Raw genomic sequence first — 16,665 nt, 5'->3', positions numbered from 1 at the left:
TGGTGCGCAGCGGTTGTGCCGTGCGGCAGCGCGGCAAAGGTGACAGTCAAAACGTCGTGAGATCAGGGCATTCGGCGGGGTCTGCGGCAAAATGGGACGATGCGAAAGTATGAGGGTGCCGCCTCGCAATTGCGCCGGCCGCCAGATCCAGTTACCGCGCGTATTGTCGAAGAATTGTCGAAGAATTATTCAGGTTGGGCGCAGCTTGCAGATAGCGCAACCATGAAAGTGGTAGGCCAGGGCCGGGTCAGTTGTTCAGCAGTCGCCGATAAAGCGTGCTGCGGTTTATGCCGAGCTCGCGGGCGGCGCGCGAGACATTGCCGCCGCAGGCGTCCAGGGTGCGCTGCATGGCGTCGCGGGTGATGGCGTCCAGCTGCGCTCCATCCGCCTGCGACCTCCGGGCCGGCGTCGCAATGTCGGCCGGCAGCATGTCGAGCGGCACCGGCTCGAAGGGCTCGGCAAGCGCCGCGAGGACGCGCAGGGTGCCGACCAGCTGGCGGAAATTGCCTGGCCATTCGAGGCCGGCGAGATGGTGTTCGCAGTCGGGCGAGAGCGACAGCCGCTCGTCGCCGGCGAGCCTGCGCCAAAGCGCCCGGACAATCGCGAGCCGGTCCGGCAGGTCGCGCAGCGCCGGCAGGCCGATCGTGTAGTGGGCGATGCGGAAATAGAGGTCGGAGCGGAAAGCGCCGGCATCGGTAGCCGCGTTGAGATCGCGATGGGTGGCGCAGACCAAGGCGAAATCGACCTTCACCGACCGACCGCCGCCGAGCGGCGACACTTCCCGCTCCTGCAGCACGCGCAGCAGCCGGGCCTGCAGGGCGAGCGGCATGTCGCCGATCTCGTCGAGGAACAGCACGCCGCCCTGCGCCTCGCGCAGCAGGCCCTTGCGGCCCTGCCGGCGGGCGCCGGTGAAGGCGCCTTCCTCATAGCCGAACAATTCCGCCTCGATCAGCGTCTCCGGGATCGCCGCGCAATTGACTGCGACGAACGGCCCGCTCGCCCGCGAACTGCGGCGATGGATATCCCGCGCAACCATCTCCTTGCCGGTCCCGGTCTCGCCGCGGATCAGCACCGGCACGTCCGCTTCCAGCAGCCGGACGGCGCGCAGCACGGCGACATGGGTGGGACCGTCGAGCACCGGGACGAGCGCGCCTTCGCCACGCCGCGGATGCGCGATGCGGGGCGGCGCCGTGACGGTGGCGCCTGTCGATCCATCGACGCTCCCGAACAGTTCGCGGCCGGCGGCATCGATGAGCCGACCGGTCCGGCCACCGTCATGCGGGACCTCGCCGAACAATTCCCCGATGCCCCGCGCGCCGAGCGCCGACCAGTCGATGTCCAGCAGGCCGAGGCCGCTGCGGTTCGCCGCCACCAGCCGGTCGTCCTCGAACACCAGGATGCCCTCGCGCGCGGTACCGAGCAGCGCCGGATCGGACTGGAAGCGCAGCACGCGCCTGCCGCGGAAATCCTCGTCGAAGAAGCGATGCTCGATCTGCGCGACGGCCATCCGCACCAGGCCGAGCGCATGGCGGTGGTCGACGCTGGCCGGACCCGAAAGGTCGAGCGCCCCGACGATACGGCCATAAGGATCGAAGATGGGCGCGGCCGAGCAGCTCAATATGCCGTGCGGCTCGAAATAATGCTCGCCGCCGTGGACGGCGATGGGACGGCCCTCGACCAGGGCGGTGCCGACGGCATTGGTGCCGGTCGCGGTCTCGCACCACGGCACGCCGGGGCGCAGCGCGACCTGCGCGGCCCGTGCGGCGAAGCCGGCACTGCCGAGCGTTTCCAGAATGAGCCCGTTGTCGTCGGTCAGGATGACGACGCAGCCGGTCGCCATGGCGTCGGAATAGAGGCTTTCGACCTCCGGCCGGCACAGCCGGCGCAGCCGCTCGTGCGGTCCGGTGGCCTCGCGCAGTTCACGGGCGGTCAGGGGCTCGATGTGCGGCAGGCGGGCGTTGTCGAGGCCGCGTTCGGCGCAGCGCTGCCACGACCGCAGGATCGGCGCGGAAACCAGCGCGTCCGCCAGCTTGCCTTGCTGGAAGAACTGCCGGCGCGCGGCAAGCACCGTCCGCGAAGAGGCCTCCATCCGCATGCGCTACCTCCCGGGGTGTTGCAAAAAGCCACACATGTTGCAGGTCATGTCGTTATATCCGGCAGTCTATAACTAGTTTTCCGCAAGCGTCCATCGCCTCCTGACGAAGTTGATTCGGTCCTGAAAACTTAAGCATTGGATTTCAATACGCTCCCGCATCGCAGTAGCGATTTTGTGCGCTGCCGCATCATGGTGGCACGAGCGCTGCAGTTGCATGGTCTTCCGTCTTGGGAGGTAACCATGAACAAGCCAGAACTCAGCATCACCCGACAGTCGCCGTTCAAGGCGCGCTATGGCAATTATATCGGCGGCGCGTTCGTCGAGCCGGTGAATGGCCGCTATTTCGACAACACCTCGCCGGTCACCGGCGGCAAGATCTGCGAGATCGCCCGCTCCGACAAGGACGACATCGAGAAGGCGCTCGATGCAGCGCATGCCGCCAAGGATGCCTGGGGCAAGAGCAGCGCGGCAGAGCGCGCCCTCATCCTCAACAGGATCGCCGATCGCATGGAGGAGAATCTCGACCTCCTCGCGCTCGCCGAGACCTGGGACAATGGCAAGCCGATCCGCGAGACCACGGCGGCCGACATGCCGCTCGCCATCGATCATTTCCGCTATTTCGCCGGCGCGGTGCGCGCGCAGGAAGGCCATCTCAGCGAGATCGACCACGACACCGTCGCCTATCATTTCCACGAGCCGCTCGGCGTGGTCGGCCAGATCATCCCGTGGAACTTCCCGATCCTGATGGCGGTGTGGAAGCTGGCGCCCGCTTTGGCGGCCGGAAACTGCGTGGTGCTGAAGCCGGCCGAGCAGACCCCCGCCAGCATCCTCGTGCTGGCCGAGCTGATCGGCGACCTGCTGCCGGCCGGCGTGCTCAACATCGTCAACGGCTTCGGCCTGGAGGCCGGCAAGCCGCTGGCCTCTTCGCCGCGCATCGCCAAGATCGCCTTCACCGGCGAGACCACGACGGGCCGGCTGATCATGCAGTACGCCAGCCAGAACCTCATCCCGGTGACGCTGGAGCTGGGCGGCAAGTCGCCGAACATCTTCTTCAACGACGTGGTGGCGGAAGACGACGACTTCTTCGACAAGGCGGTCGAGGGCTTCGTGATGTTCGCGCTGAACCAGGGCGAGGTCTGCACCTGTCCGAGCCGCGCGCTGATCCAGGAAAGCGTCTATGACCGCTTCATGGAGAAGGCGCTGAAGCGCGTCGAGGCCATCGTACAGGGCTCGCCGCTCGATCCGGCAACCATGATCGGCGCGCAGGCCTCTTCCGAGCAGCTCGAGAAGATCCTGTCCTATATCGACATCGGCAAGCAGGAAGGCGCCAAGGTGCTCACCGGTGGCGAGCGCAACAATCTCGGCGGCGACCTTGCCGGCGGCTACTACGTCAAGCCGACCGTGTTCAAGGGCCACAACAAGATGCGCATCTTCCAGGAGGAGATTTTCGGGCCGGTCGTCTCGGTCGCGACCTTCAAGGACGAGGACGAGGCGCTCTCCATCGCCAACGACACGCTCTATGGCCTGGGCGCCGGCGTGTGGACCCGCGACGGCAACCGGGCCTATCGCTTCGGCCGCGCCATCCAGGCGGGCCGGGTGTGGACGAACTGCTACCACGCCTATCCCGCGCACGCGGCGTTCGGCGGCTACAAGCAGTCCGGCATCGGGCGCGAGAACCACAAGATGATGCTCGACCATTATCAGCAGACCAAGAACCTGCTGGTCAGCTACAGCCCGAAGAAGCTCGGCTTCTTCTGAGCGAACGACACAAGCACGCCCCCGGCACGGGCCGGGGGCGAGGCTCCAGGGAGAGTGTTCATGCCCGCGCCGATCCTGCGCGTCACCGCGACCCCGGCGGCGCTCGACCTCATCGAGACGCTGCGCGCCGAGCACGGGCCGCTGCTGTTCCACCAGTCCGGCGGCTGCTGCGACGGCTCCTCGCCAATGTGCTACGGGCAGGGCGATTTCATCGTCGGCGATCGCGACGTCCGCATGGGCGAGATCGGCGGTGCGCCGTTCTATATGAGCCCGTCGCAGTTCGAATACTGGAAGCATACCCAGCTCATCATCGACGTGGTGCCGGGGCGCGGCGGCATGTTCTCGCTGGAGAATGGCCGCGACGTGCGTTTCCTGACGCGCTCGCGGCTGTTCACCGACGATGAGGTCGACAACCTGGCACCGGTCGGGAATCTGGAATCGCAAACCTGAGAGCGCGCCCGGCATGGTGATCAGGCGGGCCAGCGTGCGCGCGATCGATGCTCACGACACCATGAAATGCAGGCGTGACTGATCGGTGCGGTAGAAGGCCGTGTAATATTCCATCGGCAACCCGCCATCCATGAAGCCGACCGATTCGATCGCGATCAGCGGGGCGCCGTCGGCGACGCCGAGCAGCCGCGCCTGATCCGCCGTCGCCGCCACCGCCTCCAGCCAGCGCTCCGCGCGGCGCATGGTGATGCCGTACTGACGCGACAGCGTGTCGTAGAGCGAGCGATTGTGCATCGGCACCTGCTCCATGCCGGGTACGTGCCGGGCGACCAGCGAGGTGTGGACCAGGATACGCGGAACGCCGTCGACGCTGAGAACGCGGTCGAGCCGGAGAACCAGCTTCTCGTCCGGTTGCAATTGCAGCATGCGCCTCGCGCGCTCGGACGGCGCCTCGAGCTCCTGGCGCAGGATGTGCCGGGTCACGGCGCGGTTCTTGTCGTGAAGCTCGCCGGAAAAGCCGATGTTCGAGCCCAGGAAGTCCTGTTCGTCGCGGCGGGCCGAGACGAAGGCGCCCTTGCCCTGCAGCTTGTAGATCACCCGCTCGAATACGAGCTGGTTCAGGGCCTCGCGTACCACGGTGCGCGACACGCCGAAATGCTCGCAAAGCTCGGCTTCCGAGGGCAGCCGGGCGTGCTCGGATAGCTTCTCGGTCGTGATCAGCGTCATCAGCGCGGTCTTGACCTGCGACCAGAGCGGCGTGCCGGTGCCGGTCTGCAGCCCGGACAGGCCGGAGCCGAGCTTCGGGCGGGCGTCGGGTGGTTCCGTCGTCTTTTGTCGTGCATTCGCCATCAGGTGCGGCCCGGAACCCCATGTCGCGTGGCGAGCAGTCGTGAAGTTCGACTGATCTCGTCGTCGATGCGGGCGGCCGACCAGCCGAGGGCGGCGCCCACCACGGCCGCGAGTTCGGCAATCGCCGCGGGAGTGGCGAGCCCGAGCAGACCGATCTGCGTTCGCCGCAGAACGACGTCGGACAAGGTCGCGACGCGTTCGTTTTTTGCTATAGCCGCTAATTCCGCAGACGAATAGCCGGGCACGTTCGCCAGCATCCCCAGGCCCCCGACCGGCAACGGCTCGACCCGGTCGAGCGCCCGCATGCCATAGCGATCGAGCAGAACCTCGATGCGGCCGGCCGGCAGCCGGTTCCGGCGGGCGAGGTCGGCGACCAGCCGGTTGCGCTCGTCCTCGCTGCGCGGAAATCCCTCGCCGCCGCCGATGCCGATGCCTGCGGTGGAGACTTTCCGCTCATGGCCAAGCCGTGCCAGCACCATGTCGACGATCTGCTCGGCGCAGGGGCGGAAGGTCGTCCATTTGCCCCCGACGAGGGTGAGGACCGGAAAGCGCCGGCCGCCATCCGGCTCGAACACCCGCACCGAATGGTCGCGGCTGATGGCGCCGGCGACCTGGTCGCTGGCCGGCAGCGGACGGATGCCGGCATAGGTGAAGACGATCTGCCCCTTGTCGAGCACCAGGTCCGGCATCACCGCGCGCATGACCTCGAACAGGTAGTCGACCTCCTGCGCGCTGCACACCGTGTCCTCGGGATCGTCGGTGCGGATATCGGTGGTGCCGAGCAGGACGCGGCGCTCGTCGAGCGGGTAGGCGAGGCAGATGCGGTGGTCCTCGGTCTCGAAATAGAGCATGCGGCCATCGAGCCGGGCAGCGAAGTCGGGGTGGTCGAGCACCAGGTGCGAGCCCTTGGTGCCCCCGATCAGCCGCTCCTCGATGCCGAGCGGGGGATCGGTGCGGTCGACCCAGGCGCCGGAGCAGTTCACCACCAGCTTCGGCGACACCTCGAACCGTTCGCCCGTCAGCGTATCTTCCAGCACCACCGCGTCGCCGTCGCCGCCGACCAGGCTCACATAGGTCGCCGCCAGCGAGGCGGGGCAGGCCTTCTCGGCGTCGGCGACCAGTTCGAGCCCGAGCCGCTCCGGCGCCGTCAGCCGGGCATCGTAGAATTCCGCCATGTAGCGGGTGGATGGCGAGAGGTCGGGCAAGGCGCGGCAGAATTCCGCTGAGGCGACCATGCGATGATCCGGCATGGTGCGGTCGCGCCGCCCGAACAGGTCGTAGACCATGAGGCCGAGCTTCACCACCATCGCCCCCTTGCGGCCGGGCTTGCGCACCAGCTTCAGGAAGCGTCCGACCGACGCCAGGGCGCCGCCGAGCAGGCTGTCGATCGGCACCCAGACGGGGATCGGGCGGACATAATGCGGCGCGTCCCGCAGCAGGCGATTGCGCTCCGCGACGGATTCGCGGACGAGGGCGAACTCGCCGATCTCCAGATAGCGCACGCCGCCATGAATCAGTCGCGAGGAGGCCGAGCTCGTCCCCGAGCAGACGTCGCCGCGATCGACCAGCAGCGCCGGCACACCCTGAAGGGCGAGATCCCAATAGACCCCGACGCCGTTTATGCCGGCGCCGACAATGAGAATCTCGGGGTGAGGGCCGGTGCGCAGGCTTTCGAGAACGGAATCGCGAGACCGCATCAGGGGCTCCGACATCAGGCACTCCGACATCAGGCACTCCGACATCAGGGATGGGGCGCGGGCACGCGCGCGGCTGGGTTGAAACGAGCCGTCCTGCCCGCGGGATGCCGCGAGATGCGGTCCTAACTTGTTATTATAAGATAGCCGAACGTCGATCAACCGACGTCGAGCGATCTCCTGGCAAATATTGATTATTGCAGCGCAATATTGAATTTCCGCAGTCGATTGCCTTTACCGATTGACGGTTGGAGGGATCAGGATAAGCTAACATGTAATTACGTGTTGAGCCCTGAAGAAACGGGGCCGCCGCGGCCTTGACCGCACTGGGGAGGAAATATGCGCGAATGCCTGATCGGCATTGACGCCGGTGGAACCATGACCAAGGCCGCCCTCTTCGACATGGAGGGGCGCGAGCTGGCCTGCGAGCGTCGCCCCAACCAGATGCTGTTTCCAGCGCCAGGGCACACCGAGCGCGATCCGGAGCGGATGTGGCGGGCGACCTGCGAATCCGTGCAGGCGCTGATCGAGACGACGGGGATCGACCCCGCCGATGTCCAGGCCGTCTCAGCCTCCGGCTATGGCAGCGGCATCTATCTGGTCGACAAGGATGGCGACCCGGTGCGTCCGGGCGTGGTGTCCACCGACAGCCGCTCGGCGGCGATGATCGCGGAATGGGAGGCCTCGGGCCTCGCCGCCTCCGTCGCCGCGCGGGTCCAGCAGCGCATCTGGCCGGGCCAGTCGACCGCGCTGATGGCGTGGTTTTCCAGGTACGAGCCCGAGACCCTCCCGCGGACCGCCAATGTCCTCTATTGCAAGGATTTCCTGCGCGCCAAGCTGACCGGCGACCGGTCCACAGATCCGACCGATGGCGGCATTGGCGGGGTGATCGACGTCGAGAAGGGGGCCTATGTCCCCGGCGTGTTCGAGGATCTCGGCATTGCCGGATGGCTCGATCGCATGCCGCCGATCGGCCCCTCCGCGGAGGTCGCAGCTGGGGTGACCGATGAGGCCGCGCGGCTGACGGGGCTGCTGCCCGGCACCCCGGTGGTGCGCGGACTGGTGGACGTGACCGCCGCGGCCATCGCCTCGGGCGTCACCGGCTCCGAACAGCTCAGCATGATCGCCGGTACCTTCAGCATCAATTCGACGCTGCACCAGACGCCGCGCACCAGCGTGATGCCGTTCCTGCAGATGCCCTATCCAATCGCCGGGCAGATGCTCGCCACCGAGGGCGCGGCGACGTCGGCCAGCAATTTCGAGTGGTTCTGTCGCGAGATCCTCGACGGCGAGGCGGCGCGCGCGGTCGCGGCCGGGCAATCCTTCTACGACGTCTGCAGCGACATGATCACCTCGGCGCTCGACCGCGAGAACAACATCCTGTTCTTCCCCTATCTGTTCGGCGGTCCCGGCGGCGCACCGGCCGGCCTGCTCGGCGTCAAGCGCTCGGACGTGCTGGGCGACGTGCTCCGGGCCATTTTCGAGGGCGTCGCCTTCGCCCACAAGATGGACATCGACGTGCTGCTCTCCGGTCCGGATGCGGCCCGTCCGAAGGTGATCCGTCTGGCTGGTGGCGCCTCCCGCAGCGCGATCTGGGGGCAGATCTTCGCCGATGTGCTCGGCCTGCCGGTCGAGGTCACGGATGGAACCGAGCTCGGTGCCCAAGGGGTGGCGATCGCCTCGGCCGTCGCCATCGGCGCCTATCCCGATTTCGAGACGGCGGTGTCGCGCATGGTCCGCGTGCGCCGGCGCTACGAGCCCTCGGCTGATCGCCGCGGCTTCTACGAGCGCAAATACGCCACCTTCCGCGATGTGACCCGCACGCTCGCCGCCCATTGGCCGCACGCCTGACGACGTGCGCGCGGGCGCCTCTTCATTCGATCTGACGGAGTTTCTCGACAATGGCGCATATCGGCGACCTCGTGGCGGAAATGCTGCTGCAATATCAGGTGGATACCGTCTTCGGCATGCCGGGCGGCCAGACCACGGCACTGCATGACGGCATCGCCCGCCGCTCGCCCGCCATCCGGCATGTGCTGGTCCGCGACGAGCGCTCCTCAGCCTATGCTGCCGATGCCTATGCCCGTCTCACCGGCAAGGTCGGCGTGTGCGACGTGACCGTGGGACCGGGCACCACCAAGCTGCCGGACGGGCTGGTCGAGGCGCTCAACGCCTCGATCCCGATGGTGGCGATCGTCGGCGAACTGCCGCTCGACTGGCTGTCGCTGCGCGCCAAGGGCGTCGCCTCGCAAGGCATGGACCAGGTCGCGTTCCTGCAGCCGATCACCAAGGCGACCTATCTGGTGCCGAGCATCACCGCGCTGCCGGACCTGATCCGCAGCGCCTTCCGCGTCGCCACCGCGCCGCGGCCGGGTCCGGTCGCGCTGATCATCCCGCACGACATCATGGACGCGGAGTGGGACGAGGAGAAGATCCGGCCGGTGGTCGACGCCCGCAACATCCGTGCCCCGTCGCTGCGCTATGCTCCGCCCGCTGCTGACATCGAGGCGGCGGCGGAGTTGATCAACCGCGCGCAGCGGCCGGCGATCATCGCCGGTGGTGGCGTGCATGGGGCGTCGGCGACCGAGCTTCTCACCCGCATCGCCGACCGGGTGAAGCCGCTGGTGGTGACCAGCCTGTCCGGCAAGGGTGCGGTGCCGGAGACACGCGATTACGCGGCCGGCATCCTCAATCCGCTCGGCTCTGGCGCGGCCATCGAGCTGATCAAGCACGCCGACCTCCTGGTCTGGTGCGGGTCCAAGGCGAGCCAGAATACTGCGATGAACTGGACCCTGCCGACGGCGGGGCAGGCGACGATCACCATCGATGCCGACCCGCTCGAACATGGCCGCACCTTCCGCCCCACGGTCGCGCTGTGCGGCGATGTCGCCGAGACGCTTGAGGCGCTCGATCCGCTGCTGAAAGCGCCCGCGCGCACCGCCTGGGCGGGCAAGATCGCCGAGGTGAAGGCTACCCATGCCGCACGGATCGCCTCGGAGGTATCGAGTTCGAGCGTGCCGATCCAGCCGCCCCGCGTCATGCAGGCGCTCGCCGAGCGGCTGACGCCCGATGATGTGGTGATCTCCGACGCCAGCTGGTCGGCGGGCTGGATCGGCGCCTATATCCCGGCCACCGAGCCGGGGCGGCGGTTCCTCTATGCACGCGGGCAGGGCGGCCTCGGCTATGCGATACCCGCGGCGATCGGCGCCGGCGCGGTGCAGCAGACCCGCGGGCGCGGCGGGCGGGTGATCACCGTCTCCGGCGACGGCGGCCATTCCTACGCCATCGGCGAGATCGCGACGCTGGCGCAGAACGGCATGCGTGTCGTCAATATCGTGCTCAACAACGGCACGCTCGGCTGGCTGCAGATGTGGCAGGAATTCTTCTTCTCCAACCTGCGCCAGTCTGTGGATCTCGGCTTCGGCGGCAAGCCGGACTACGCCGCGGCCGCGGAGGCGATGGGGCTGAAGGGCATCCAGGTGCGCTCGCCCGACGACATCGAGGCGGCGCTCGACGAGGCGTTGGCGTTCGACGGCGCCTCGGTGGTGGAGGTGCTCATCGATCCGCGCGCCACCCCGATCCACAGCTTCCGCCGTCGTCTCGCCGAACCCGGCAAGGTCTCGCCGCGTCCCGGCACGGTCTACGAACTGCGCGCCTGGACGATATCGCCGGGGCTGGCGGACGAGACCGTCGACTAGCTCGCCGACGCGGCACGGGGCTCCGTTCGCCGAGCCCCGTGTCCTTGCGACATGACAAGCCAGCAACGAACGAGACGGGTCGATGTCGCTGCACCTTGAACGGATATCGCTGACGGTCGGCGGTTCACACCATATCGACGACGTCAGCCTCACGCTCGAGCGCGGCACGATCAATGTGCTGCTCGGGCCGACCTTGGCGGGAAAGACCTCGCTGATGCGGCTGATGGCCGGCCTCGACCGGCCGACCTCCGGCCGCGTCATCGCCGACGGCCTGGATGTCACCGGCTGCAAGGTCGAGGCGCGCAATGTCGCGATGGTCTACCAGCAGTTCATCAACTACCCGACGCTGAGCGTCTACGAGAACATCGCCTCGCCGCTGCGCGTGCAGCGGCGGCCGAAGGACGAGATCGACCGCAAGGTCCGGGCCGCCGCGGCGCTGCTCAGGCTGGAGAGCCACCTCGACCGCACCCCGCTCCAGCTCTCGGGCGGCCAGCAGCAGCGCTGCGCCATCGCCCGCGCGGTGGCGAAGGAAGCGGACCTCGTCCTGCTCGACGAGCCGCTGGCCAATCTCGACTACAAGCTGCGCGAGGAATTGCGCGAGGAACTGCCGCGCATCTTCTCCGCCACCGGGGCGATCTTCGTCTACGCCACCACCGAGCCGACCGAGGCGCTGCTGCTCGGCGGCAATACGGCGACGCTCAGCGAGGGCCGGCTGGTGCAGTTCGGGCCGACCGCGGAGGTCTATCACCGGCCTAGCTGCCTGCGCGCCGCCGAGACCTTCTCCGATCCGCCGCTGAACGTCGCCGCCATCGAGAAGCGCGGCGAGGCCATCCATCTGCCGGATGGAACGCGCGCGCCATCATCGGGGCTGCTCGCCGATCTCGCCGACGGGCGCTACCGGCTCGGCGTGCGCGCCCACGATCTGCTGCTGGCACGCCCGAACGCGAGCGCGATCGAGATCCGCGGCAGCGTCGACGTCACCGAGATGACCGGCTCGGAGAGCTTCGTGCACGTCCATGCCGGCGCCCATGCCGGCGACCTGCGCTGGGTGGCGCTGACGCCGGGCGTGCACGAGGTCGTGCCGGGCGCCTCGATCGGGGTCTTCGTCGATCCCTCGCGCATCTTCGTCTTCGCCGAGGACGGACGGCTCGCCGCCGGCCCGGTCGACACCGGCTATTGAGGGGAGGCCGAGCCATGGCCCGCATCGATCTCGTCGACCTCGCCCATGCCTACCGCTCGAATCCGTCCGGTGAGGCCGACTATGCGCTGAAGCCGATGACCACCTCCTGGCGGCAGGGCGGGGCCTATGCGCTGCTCGGCCCCTCGGGTTGCGGCAAGACCACGTTGCTCAACATCATTTCCGGCCTCGTCGTGCCCTCGCAGGGCCGCGTCCTGTTCGACGGCGTCGACGTCACCAGGCTCGCGACCGAGAAGCGGAACATCGCCCAGGTGTTCCAGTTCCCGGTCATCTACGACACCATGACGGTGCGCGAGAACCTCGCCTTCCCGTTGAGGAACCGGGGCCTTCCCGCCGCCGAGATCGCGGCGCGGGTGAAGGAGATTGCCGAACTCCTCGATCTCGGCGTCGAGATCGATCGCCGTGCGCGCGGACTGACGGCGGATGCCAAGCAGAAGATCTCGCTCGGCCGCGGCCTGGTGCGCTCCGACGTCGCCGCCATCCTGTTCGACGAGCCGCTCACCGTGATCGATCCTGCGCTGAAGTGGGAGCTGAGGTCCAAGCTCAAGGCGCTGCACCGCAAGCTCGACCTCACCATGATCTATGTGACGCACGACCAGACCGAGGCGCTGACCTTCGCCGATACCGTGGTCGTCATGCATGACGGCGCCATCGTGCAGACCGGGCGGCCGAACGAGCTGTTCGAGCGGCCGGAGCACACCTTCGTCGGCCATTTCATCGGCTCGCCGGGCATGAATGTGCTGCCGGCGCGGGTCGAAGGCCGCACCGCCGATGTGGGCGGCGTGCCGATTGCGCTCGGGCGTTCATACGCCGCCGTCCCCAGGGCCGGGAAGATCGAGATCGGCATCCGCCCGGAATATGTCCGGCTCAGCGCGGGCGAGGGGGTGCCGGTGCGCGTCGAGCGCATCGACGATCTCGGCCGCATCCGCTTCGCCAAGGTGCGCCTCGGCGATGCGCGCCTGTCGGTCGTCGCCCCGCCGGGCGTGCGGGTGCAGGACGACCGCGCGCGGCTGAGCTTCGATCCCGCGCAGATCCATGTCTATGCCGACAGCCGGCGCATCGAGGGGGATGCCTGACGATGGACAAGCCCATCAACAACGCGGCCTGGTTCCTGATCCTGCCGGCCTTCGCGATCGTGGTGTTCAACGCCGTCATCCCGATGATGACGGTGGTGAATTACTCGGTGCAGGACAGCTTCGGCAACAACCAGTTCTTCTGGAACGGGCTCGGCTGGTTTTCCGAACTGCTCGATCCCTCCAGCGAACTCGGTGGCCGTTTCTTTGCGAGCCTCGGACGGAGCACGCTGTTCTCGCTCATCATCCTGGCCGTCGAGGTGCCGCTCGGCATCGCCGTCGCGCTGAGCATGCCGCGATCGGGCATCGCGCTGGCGCTGTGCCTCGTCTTCATCGCCATGCCGCTGCTCATTCCGTGGAACGTGGTGGGCATGATGTGGCAGCTCTATTCGCGCAGCGACATCGGCCTGCTTGGCTGGACCATCAACGCCGTCGGCATTCCGTTCAACTATACCAACAACATCTTCGCCGCCTGGACCGTGCTCGTCATCATGGACATGTGGCACTGGACCGGCCTCATCGCGCTGCTCTGCTATGCCGGCCTGAAATCCATCCCCGACGCCTATTACCAGGCGGCGCGCATCGACGGCGCCTCGCGCTGGGCGGTGTTCACCCGGATAGAGCTGCCGAAGCTGAACCGCGTGCTGCTGATCGGCGTGCTGCTGCGCTTCATGGACAGCTTCATGATCTACACCGAGCCGTTCGTGGTCACCGGCGGCGGGCCGGGAAGCACCACGACCTTCCTGTCGATCGACCTCGTCAAGCTCGCGCTCGGCCAGTTCGACCTCGGCAAGGCGGGCGCGATGTCGATCGTCTACACGCTCATCATCCTCGCCGTCTGCTGGGTGTTCTACACCGTCATGGTCACGACCGATAACAAGGGAGCCCGTGGATGATCGCCCGGCGCGTCGTGCTCGGCCTCTATCTCGTGCAGCTGATCCTGCCGATCTATTGGCTCATCAATCTCAGCCTGAAGACCAACCGGGAGATCATCGGCGCGATGACGCTCCTGCCGCAGGAGCTGACCTTCGAGAACTACTACACCATCTTCAGCCAGCCCTCGTGGTACAATGGCTATCTCTATTCGATCGGTTACGTGGTGCTGAACACGATCATCTCGCTGGTGATCGCGCTTCCCGCCGCCTATGCCTTCTCGCGCTATCGCTTTCTCGGCGACAAGCATCTGTTCTTCTGGCTGCTGTCGAATCGCATGGCGCCGCCGGCGGTGTTCGCGTTGCCCTTCTTCAATCTCTATTCGGCCATCGGGCTGTTCGACAGCATCTGGGCGGTGGCGCTGGCGCACTGCCTGTTCAACGTGCCGCTGGCCATCTGGATCCTCGAAGGCTTCATGTCGGGCGTGCCGCGCGAGATCGACGAGACCGCGCGTCTCGATGGCTATTCCCTGCCCCGTTTCTTCTTCCGCATCTTCACGCCGCTGATAGCATCCGGCATCGGCGTCGCCGCCTTCTTCTGCTTCATGTTTTCCTGGGTCGAATTGTTGCTGGTCCGCACCCTGACCAACAGCAAGGCGATCTCCGCGATCATGACGCAGACCGTGTCGTCGGCGGGCACCGACTGGGGCCTGCTGGCCGCCGCCGGCGTGCTGACCATCATTCCCGGCGCGCTGGTGATCTGGTTCGTGCGCAACTACATCGCCAAGGGCTTCGCCCTCGGGCGGGTGTGAGGAGGGCGGGACAATGGAACACCTCTCCGAGAGCTTCGCCTGGATGGCCTGGACCTGGCAGACCGGGCTGTTCTTCGCCGCCATTGCCGGCCTGCTCACCGTCTTCACCCTGCTCGCGGTCTGGTTCCCGGAGCGCGAGCGGGTCGGCGTGCTGCGCATCCCGACCACGCGCGGCGACCGGCTCTTCATCAGCCTGCTCGGCAGCGCCTTCATCTGTCTCGGCTGGATCGGCCTCGCCGGTCCCGACCTGACCTGGGCGCTCGCCGTGTGCCTTGTCTACGCGCTGGCGGTGTTCCGCCTCGTGTGAATACCCCCGCCGCGTCTGCGCGCGTCGGGGCCAATATCAGTGACGACAAGTCATTAGAAACGGGAGGAAGACCATGTTGCAGTCACGATCGAGAATGCGGCTGATGCTGGCGGCGAGCGCCATGGCGCTCCTCGCCTGCGCGGGCGCGGCGCGGGCCGACGAGGCCGCCGCGAAGAAATGGGTCGACAACGAGTTCCAGCCTTCGACGCTGTCGAAGGAAGACCAGATGAAGGAGATGCAGTGGTTCATCAATGCCGCCAAGCCCTATGCCGGCATGGAGATCAATGTCGTCTCCGAGACCATCACCACCCATGAGTACGAGGCCAAGACCCTGGCCAAGGCGTTCTCCGAGATCACCGGGATCAAGCTCACCCACGACCTCATCCAGGAGGGCGACGTGGTGGAGAAGATCCAGACGCAGATGCAGTCGGGCAAGAACATCTACGATGCGTGGGTGAACGACTCGGACCTGATCGGCACCCATTTCCGCTACAAGCAGGCGATCAACCTCACCGACTGGATGGCGGGCGAGGGCAAGGACGTCACCTCGCCGACGCTGGACCTGCCGGATTTCATCGGCCTCAGCTTCACCACGGCTCCGGACAAGAAGCTCTACCAGCTGCCGGACCAGCAGTTCGCCAACCTGTACTGGTTCCGTTACGACTGGTTCACCAACGCCGACTACAAGGCCAAGTTCAAGGCCAAGTACGGCTACGAGCTCGGCGTGCCGGTGAACTGGTCGGCCTATGAGGACATCGCCGAGTTCTTCACCAACGATGTCGGCACCATCGACGGCGTGAAGGTCTATGGCAACATGGACTACGGCAAGAAGGACCCCTCGCTCGGCTGGCGCTTCACCGATGCCTGGCTGTCCATGGCCGGCAATGGTGATCGCGGCCTGCCGAACGGCCTGCCGGTGGACGAATGGGGCATCCGCATGGAAGGCTGCCGGCCGACCGGCTCCTCGGTCGACCGCGGCGGCGACACCAACGGCCCGGCCTCGGTCTATGCCATCACCAAGTACATCGAGTGGCTGAAGAAATACACGCCGGCCCAGGCTGGCGGCATGACCTTCTCGGAGGCCGGCCCGGTGCCGGCGCAGGGCAACATCGCCCAGCAGATGTTCTGGTACACCGCCTTCACCGCCGACATGGTGAAGCCCGGCCTGCCGGTGATGAATGCCGACGGCACCCCGAAGTGGCGCATGGCGCCGTCTCCGCACGGCTCGTACTGGAAGGACGGCATGAAGCTCGGCTACCAGGACGTGGGTTCCTGGACCTTGTTGAAGTCGACCCCGCTGGAGCGGCGCAAGGCGGCGTGGCTCTACGCCCAGTTCGTGACCTCGAAGTCGGTCTCGCTGAAGAAGAGCCATGTCGGCCTCACCTTCATCCGCGAGAGCGACATCTGGGACAAGACCATGACCGAGCGTGCGCCGAAGCTCGGCGGCCTGGTCGAGTTCTACCGCTCGCCGGCGCGCGTGCAGTGGTCGCCGACCGGCTCCAACGTGCCGGACTATCCGAAGCTGGCGCAGCTGTGGTGGCAGAACATCGGCGACGCCTCGTCGGGCGCCAAGACCCCGCAGGCCGCCATGGACAGCCTCGCCGCGGCGCAGGAATCGGTGATGGAGCGGATCGAGCGTTCCGGCGTGCAGGGTGAGTGCGGGCCGAAGCTGAACAAGAAGGAGAGCATGGCGTACTGGGTCGAGCAGGCCAAGAAGAACGGCACGCTGGCCCCGCAGCCCAAGCTCGCCAATGAGAAGCCGCAGGGCGAGACGGTGGACTACGACACCCTCATCAAGAGCTGGCCCGCCACCCCGCCGAAGAAGTCCAACTGAGGCGTCTATTTTACCTCTCCCCGCT

At 67.0% G+C, this 16,665-nt stretch carries 13 protein-coding genes; 10 read left to right on the top strand and 3 right to left on the bottom strand.

The window, feature by feature from the left end:
- Nucleotides 1-247 precede the first annotated feature (247 nt).
- The gene (locus G3545_RS09105; RefSeq protein ID WP_170011813.1) at nt 248-2,095 is read right to left on the bottom strand and encodes a sigma-54-dependent Fis family transcriptional regulator; all 1,848 of its coding nucleotides are present in this window, start codon (nt 2,093-2,095) and stop codon (nt 248-250) included.
- Nucleotides 2,096-2,335: 240 nt separating this feature from the next.
- Between G3545_RS09105 and adh the strand changes: the two genes are divergently transcribed.
- Nucleotides 2,336-3,853 (top strand): aldehyde dehydrogenase, encoded by a 1,518-nt coding sequence (adh, locus tag G3545_RS09100; protein ID WP_170011811.1) that lies wholly within the window; start codon nt 2,336-2,338, stop codon nt 3,851-3,853.
- A 60-nt stretch (nt 3,854-3,913) separates the two neighbouring features.
- Nucleotides 3,914-4,303: a DUF779 domain-containing protein gene (locus G3545_RS09095; protein WP_170011810.1), complete on the top strand. Its 390-nt coding sequence runs from the start codon at nt 3,914-3,916 to the stop codon at nt 4,301-4,303.
- Nucleotides 4,304-4,354: 51 nt separating this feature from the next.
- Here G3545_RS09095 and G3545_RS09090 read toward each other — a convergent pair whose 3' ends face one another.
- Together G3545_RS09090 and G3545_RS09085 are read right to left on the bottom strand one after the other, a co-directional pair.
- The gene (locus tag G3545_RS09090; protein WP_170011808.1) at nt 4,355-5,152 is read right to left on the bottom strand and encodes a GntR family transcriptional regulator; all 798 of its coding nucleotides are present in this window, start codon (nt 5,150-5,152) and stop codon (nt 4,355-4,357) included.
- Nucleotides 5,152-6,849 (bottom strand): glycerol-3-phosphate dehydrogenase/oxidase, encoded by a 1,698-nt coding sequence (locus G3545_RS09085; protein WP_170011806.1) that lies wholly within the window; start codon nt 6,847-6,849, stop codon nt 5,152-5,154. The genes G3545_RS09090 and G3545_RS09085 overlap by 1 nt, the downstream gene beginning before the upstream one ends.
- Before the next feature lie 336 nt (nt 6,850-7,185).
- Between G3545_RS09085 and G3545_RS09080 the strand changes: the two genes are divergently transcribed.
- The 8 genes from G3545_RS09080 to G3545_RS09045 all read left to right on the top strand — a co-directional run bounded on the left by G3545_RS09080 (nt 7,186) and on the right by G3545_RS09045 (nt 16,640).
- Nucleotides 7,186-8,697: an FGGY-family carbohydrate kinase gene (locus G3545_RS09080; RefSeq protein ID WP_170011804.1), complete on the top strand. Its 1,512-nt coding sequence runs from the start codon at nt 7,186-7,188 to the stop codon at nt 8,695-8,697.
- 50 nt (nt 8,698-8,747) lie between these two features.
- Nucleotides 8,748-10,544: a thiamine pyrophosphate-binding protein gene (locus G3545_RS09075; RefSeq protein WP_170011802.1), complete on the top strand. Its 1,797-nt coding sequence runs from the start codon at nt 8,748-8,750 to the stop codon at nt 10,542-10,544.
- 82 nt (nt 10,545-10,626) lie between these two features.
- Nucleotides 10,627-11,724 carry an ABC transporter ATP-binding protein gene (locus G3545_RS09070; protein ID WP_170011800.1) on the top strand — a complete coding sequence of 366 codons (1,098 nt, stop codon included), beginning with the start codon at nt 10,627-10,629 and terminating at the stop codon, nt 11,722-11,724.
- A gap of 14 nt (nt 11,725-11,738) precedes the next feature.
- The gene (locus G3545_RS09065) at nt 11,739-12,818 is read left to right on the top strand and encodes an ABC transporter ATP-binding protein (RefSeq protein ID WP_170011798.1); all 1,080 of its coding nucleotides are present in this window, start codon (nt 11,739-11,741) and stop codon (nt 12,816-12,818) included.
- A gap of 2 nt (nt 12,819-12,820) precedes the next feature.
- The gene (locus tag G3545_RS09060) at nt 12,821-13,711 is read left to right on the top strand and encodes a sugar ABC transporter permease (RefSeq protein ID WP_170011796.1); all 891 of its coding nucleotides are present in this window, start codon (nt 12,821-12,823) and stop codon (nt 13,709-13,711) included.
- Nucleotides 13,708-14,499, top strand: coding sequence for a carbohydrate ABC transporter permease (locus G3545_RS09055; protein WP_170011794.1), 792 nt, complete (start codon nt 13,708-13,710; stop codon nt 14,497-14,499). Before G3545_RS09060 ends, G3545_RS09055 begins: the two co-directional genes overlap by 4 nt.
- Before the next feature lie 13 nt (nt 14,500-14,512).
- Nucleotides 14,513-14,806 carry a DUF2160 domain-containing protein gene (locus G3545_RS09050; RefSeq protein WP_170011792.1) on the top strand — a complete coding sequence of 98 codons (294 nt, stop codon included), beginning with the start codon at nt 14,513-14,515 and terminating at the stop codon, nt 14,804-14,806.
- A gap of 73 nt (nt 14,807-14,879) precedes the next feature.
- Nucleotides 14,880-16,640: an ABC transporter substrate-binding protein gene (locus G3545_RS09045; RefSeq protein WP_170011790.1), complete on the top strand. Its 1,761-nt coding sequence runs from the start codon at nt 14,880-14,882 to the stop codon at nt 16,638-16,640.
- Nucleotides 16,641-16,665 lie beyond the last annotated feature (25 nt).

Source organism: Starkeya sp. ORNL1, from assembly GCF_012971745.1.
Lineage (GTDB): Bacteria > Pseudomonadota > Alphaproteobacteria > Rhizobiales > Xanthobacteraceae > Ancylobacter.
This window is presented reverse-complemented; position numbering and strand designations above follow the sequence as displayed.

What these genes read in the sequence shown, in the direction of transcription:
- adh (WP_170011811.1), top strand. Translation starts at nt 2,336, where the DNA reads ATGAACAAGCCAGAACTCAGCATCACCCGACAGTCGCCGTTCAAGGCG.
- G3545_RS09105 (WP_170011813.1), bottom strand. Translation starts at nt 2,095, where the DNA reads ATGCGGATGGAGGCCTCTTCGCGGACGGTGCTTGCCGCGCGCCGGCAG.
- G3545_RS09055 (WP_170011794.1), top strand. Translation starts at nt 13,708, where the DNA reads ATGATCGCCCGGCGCGTCGTGCTCGGCCTCTATCTCGTGCAGCTGATC.
- G3545_RS09085 (WP_170011806.1), bottom strand. Translation starts at nt 6,849, where the DNA reads ATGCGGTCTCGCGATTCCGTTCTCGAAAGCCTGCGCACCGGCCCTCAC.
- G3545_RS09060 (WP_170011796.1), top strand. Translation starts at nt 12,821, where the DNA reads ATGGACAAGCCCATCAACAACGCGGCCTGGTTCCTGATCCTGCCGGCC.
- G3545_RS09075 (WP_170011802.1), top strand. Translation starts at nt 8,748, where the DNA reads ATGGCGCATATCGGCGACCTCGTGGCGGAAATGCTGCTGCAATATCAG.
- G3545_RS09065 (WP_170011798.1), top strand. Translation starts at nt 11,739, where the DNA reads ATGGCCCGCATCGATCTCGTCGACCTCGCCCATGCCTACCGCTCGAAT.
- G3545_RS09050 (WP_170011792.1), top strand. Translation starts at nt 14,513, where the DNA reads ATGGAACACCTCTCCGAGAGCTTCGCCTGGATGGCCTGGACCTGGCAG.
- G3545_RS09095 (WP_170011810.1), top strand. Translation starts at nt 3,914, where the DNA reads ATGCCCGCGCCGATCCTGCGCGTCACCGCGACCCCGGCGGCGCTCGAC.
- G3545_RS09090 (WP_170011808.1), bottom strand. Translation starts at nt 5,152, where the DNA reads ATGGCGAATGCACGACAAAAGACGACGGAACCACCCGACGCCCGCCCG.
- G3545_RS09070 (WP_170011800.1), top strand. Translation starts at nt 10,627, where the DNA reads ATGTCGCTGCACCTTGAACGGATATCGCTGACGGTCGGCGGTTCACAC.
- G3545_RS09080 (WP_170011804.1), top strand. Translation starts at nt 7,186, where the DNA reads ATGCGCGAATGCCTGATCGGCATTGACGCCGGTGGAACCATGACCAAG.
- G3545_RS09045 (WP_170011790.1), top strand. Translation starts at nt 14,880, where the DNA reads ATGTTGCAGTCACGATCGAGAATGCGGCTGATGCTGGCGGCGAGCGCC.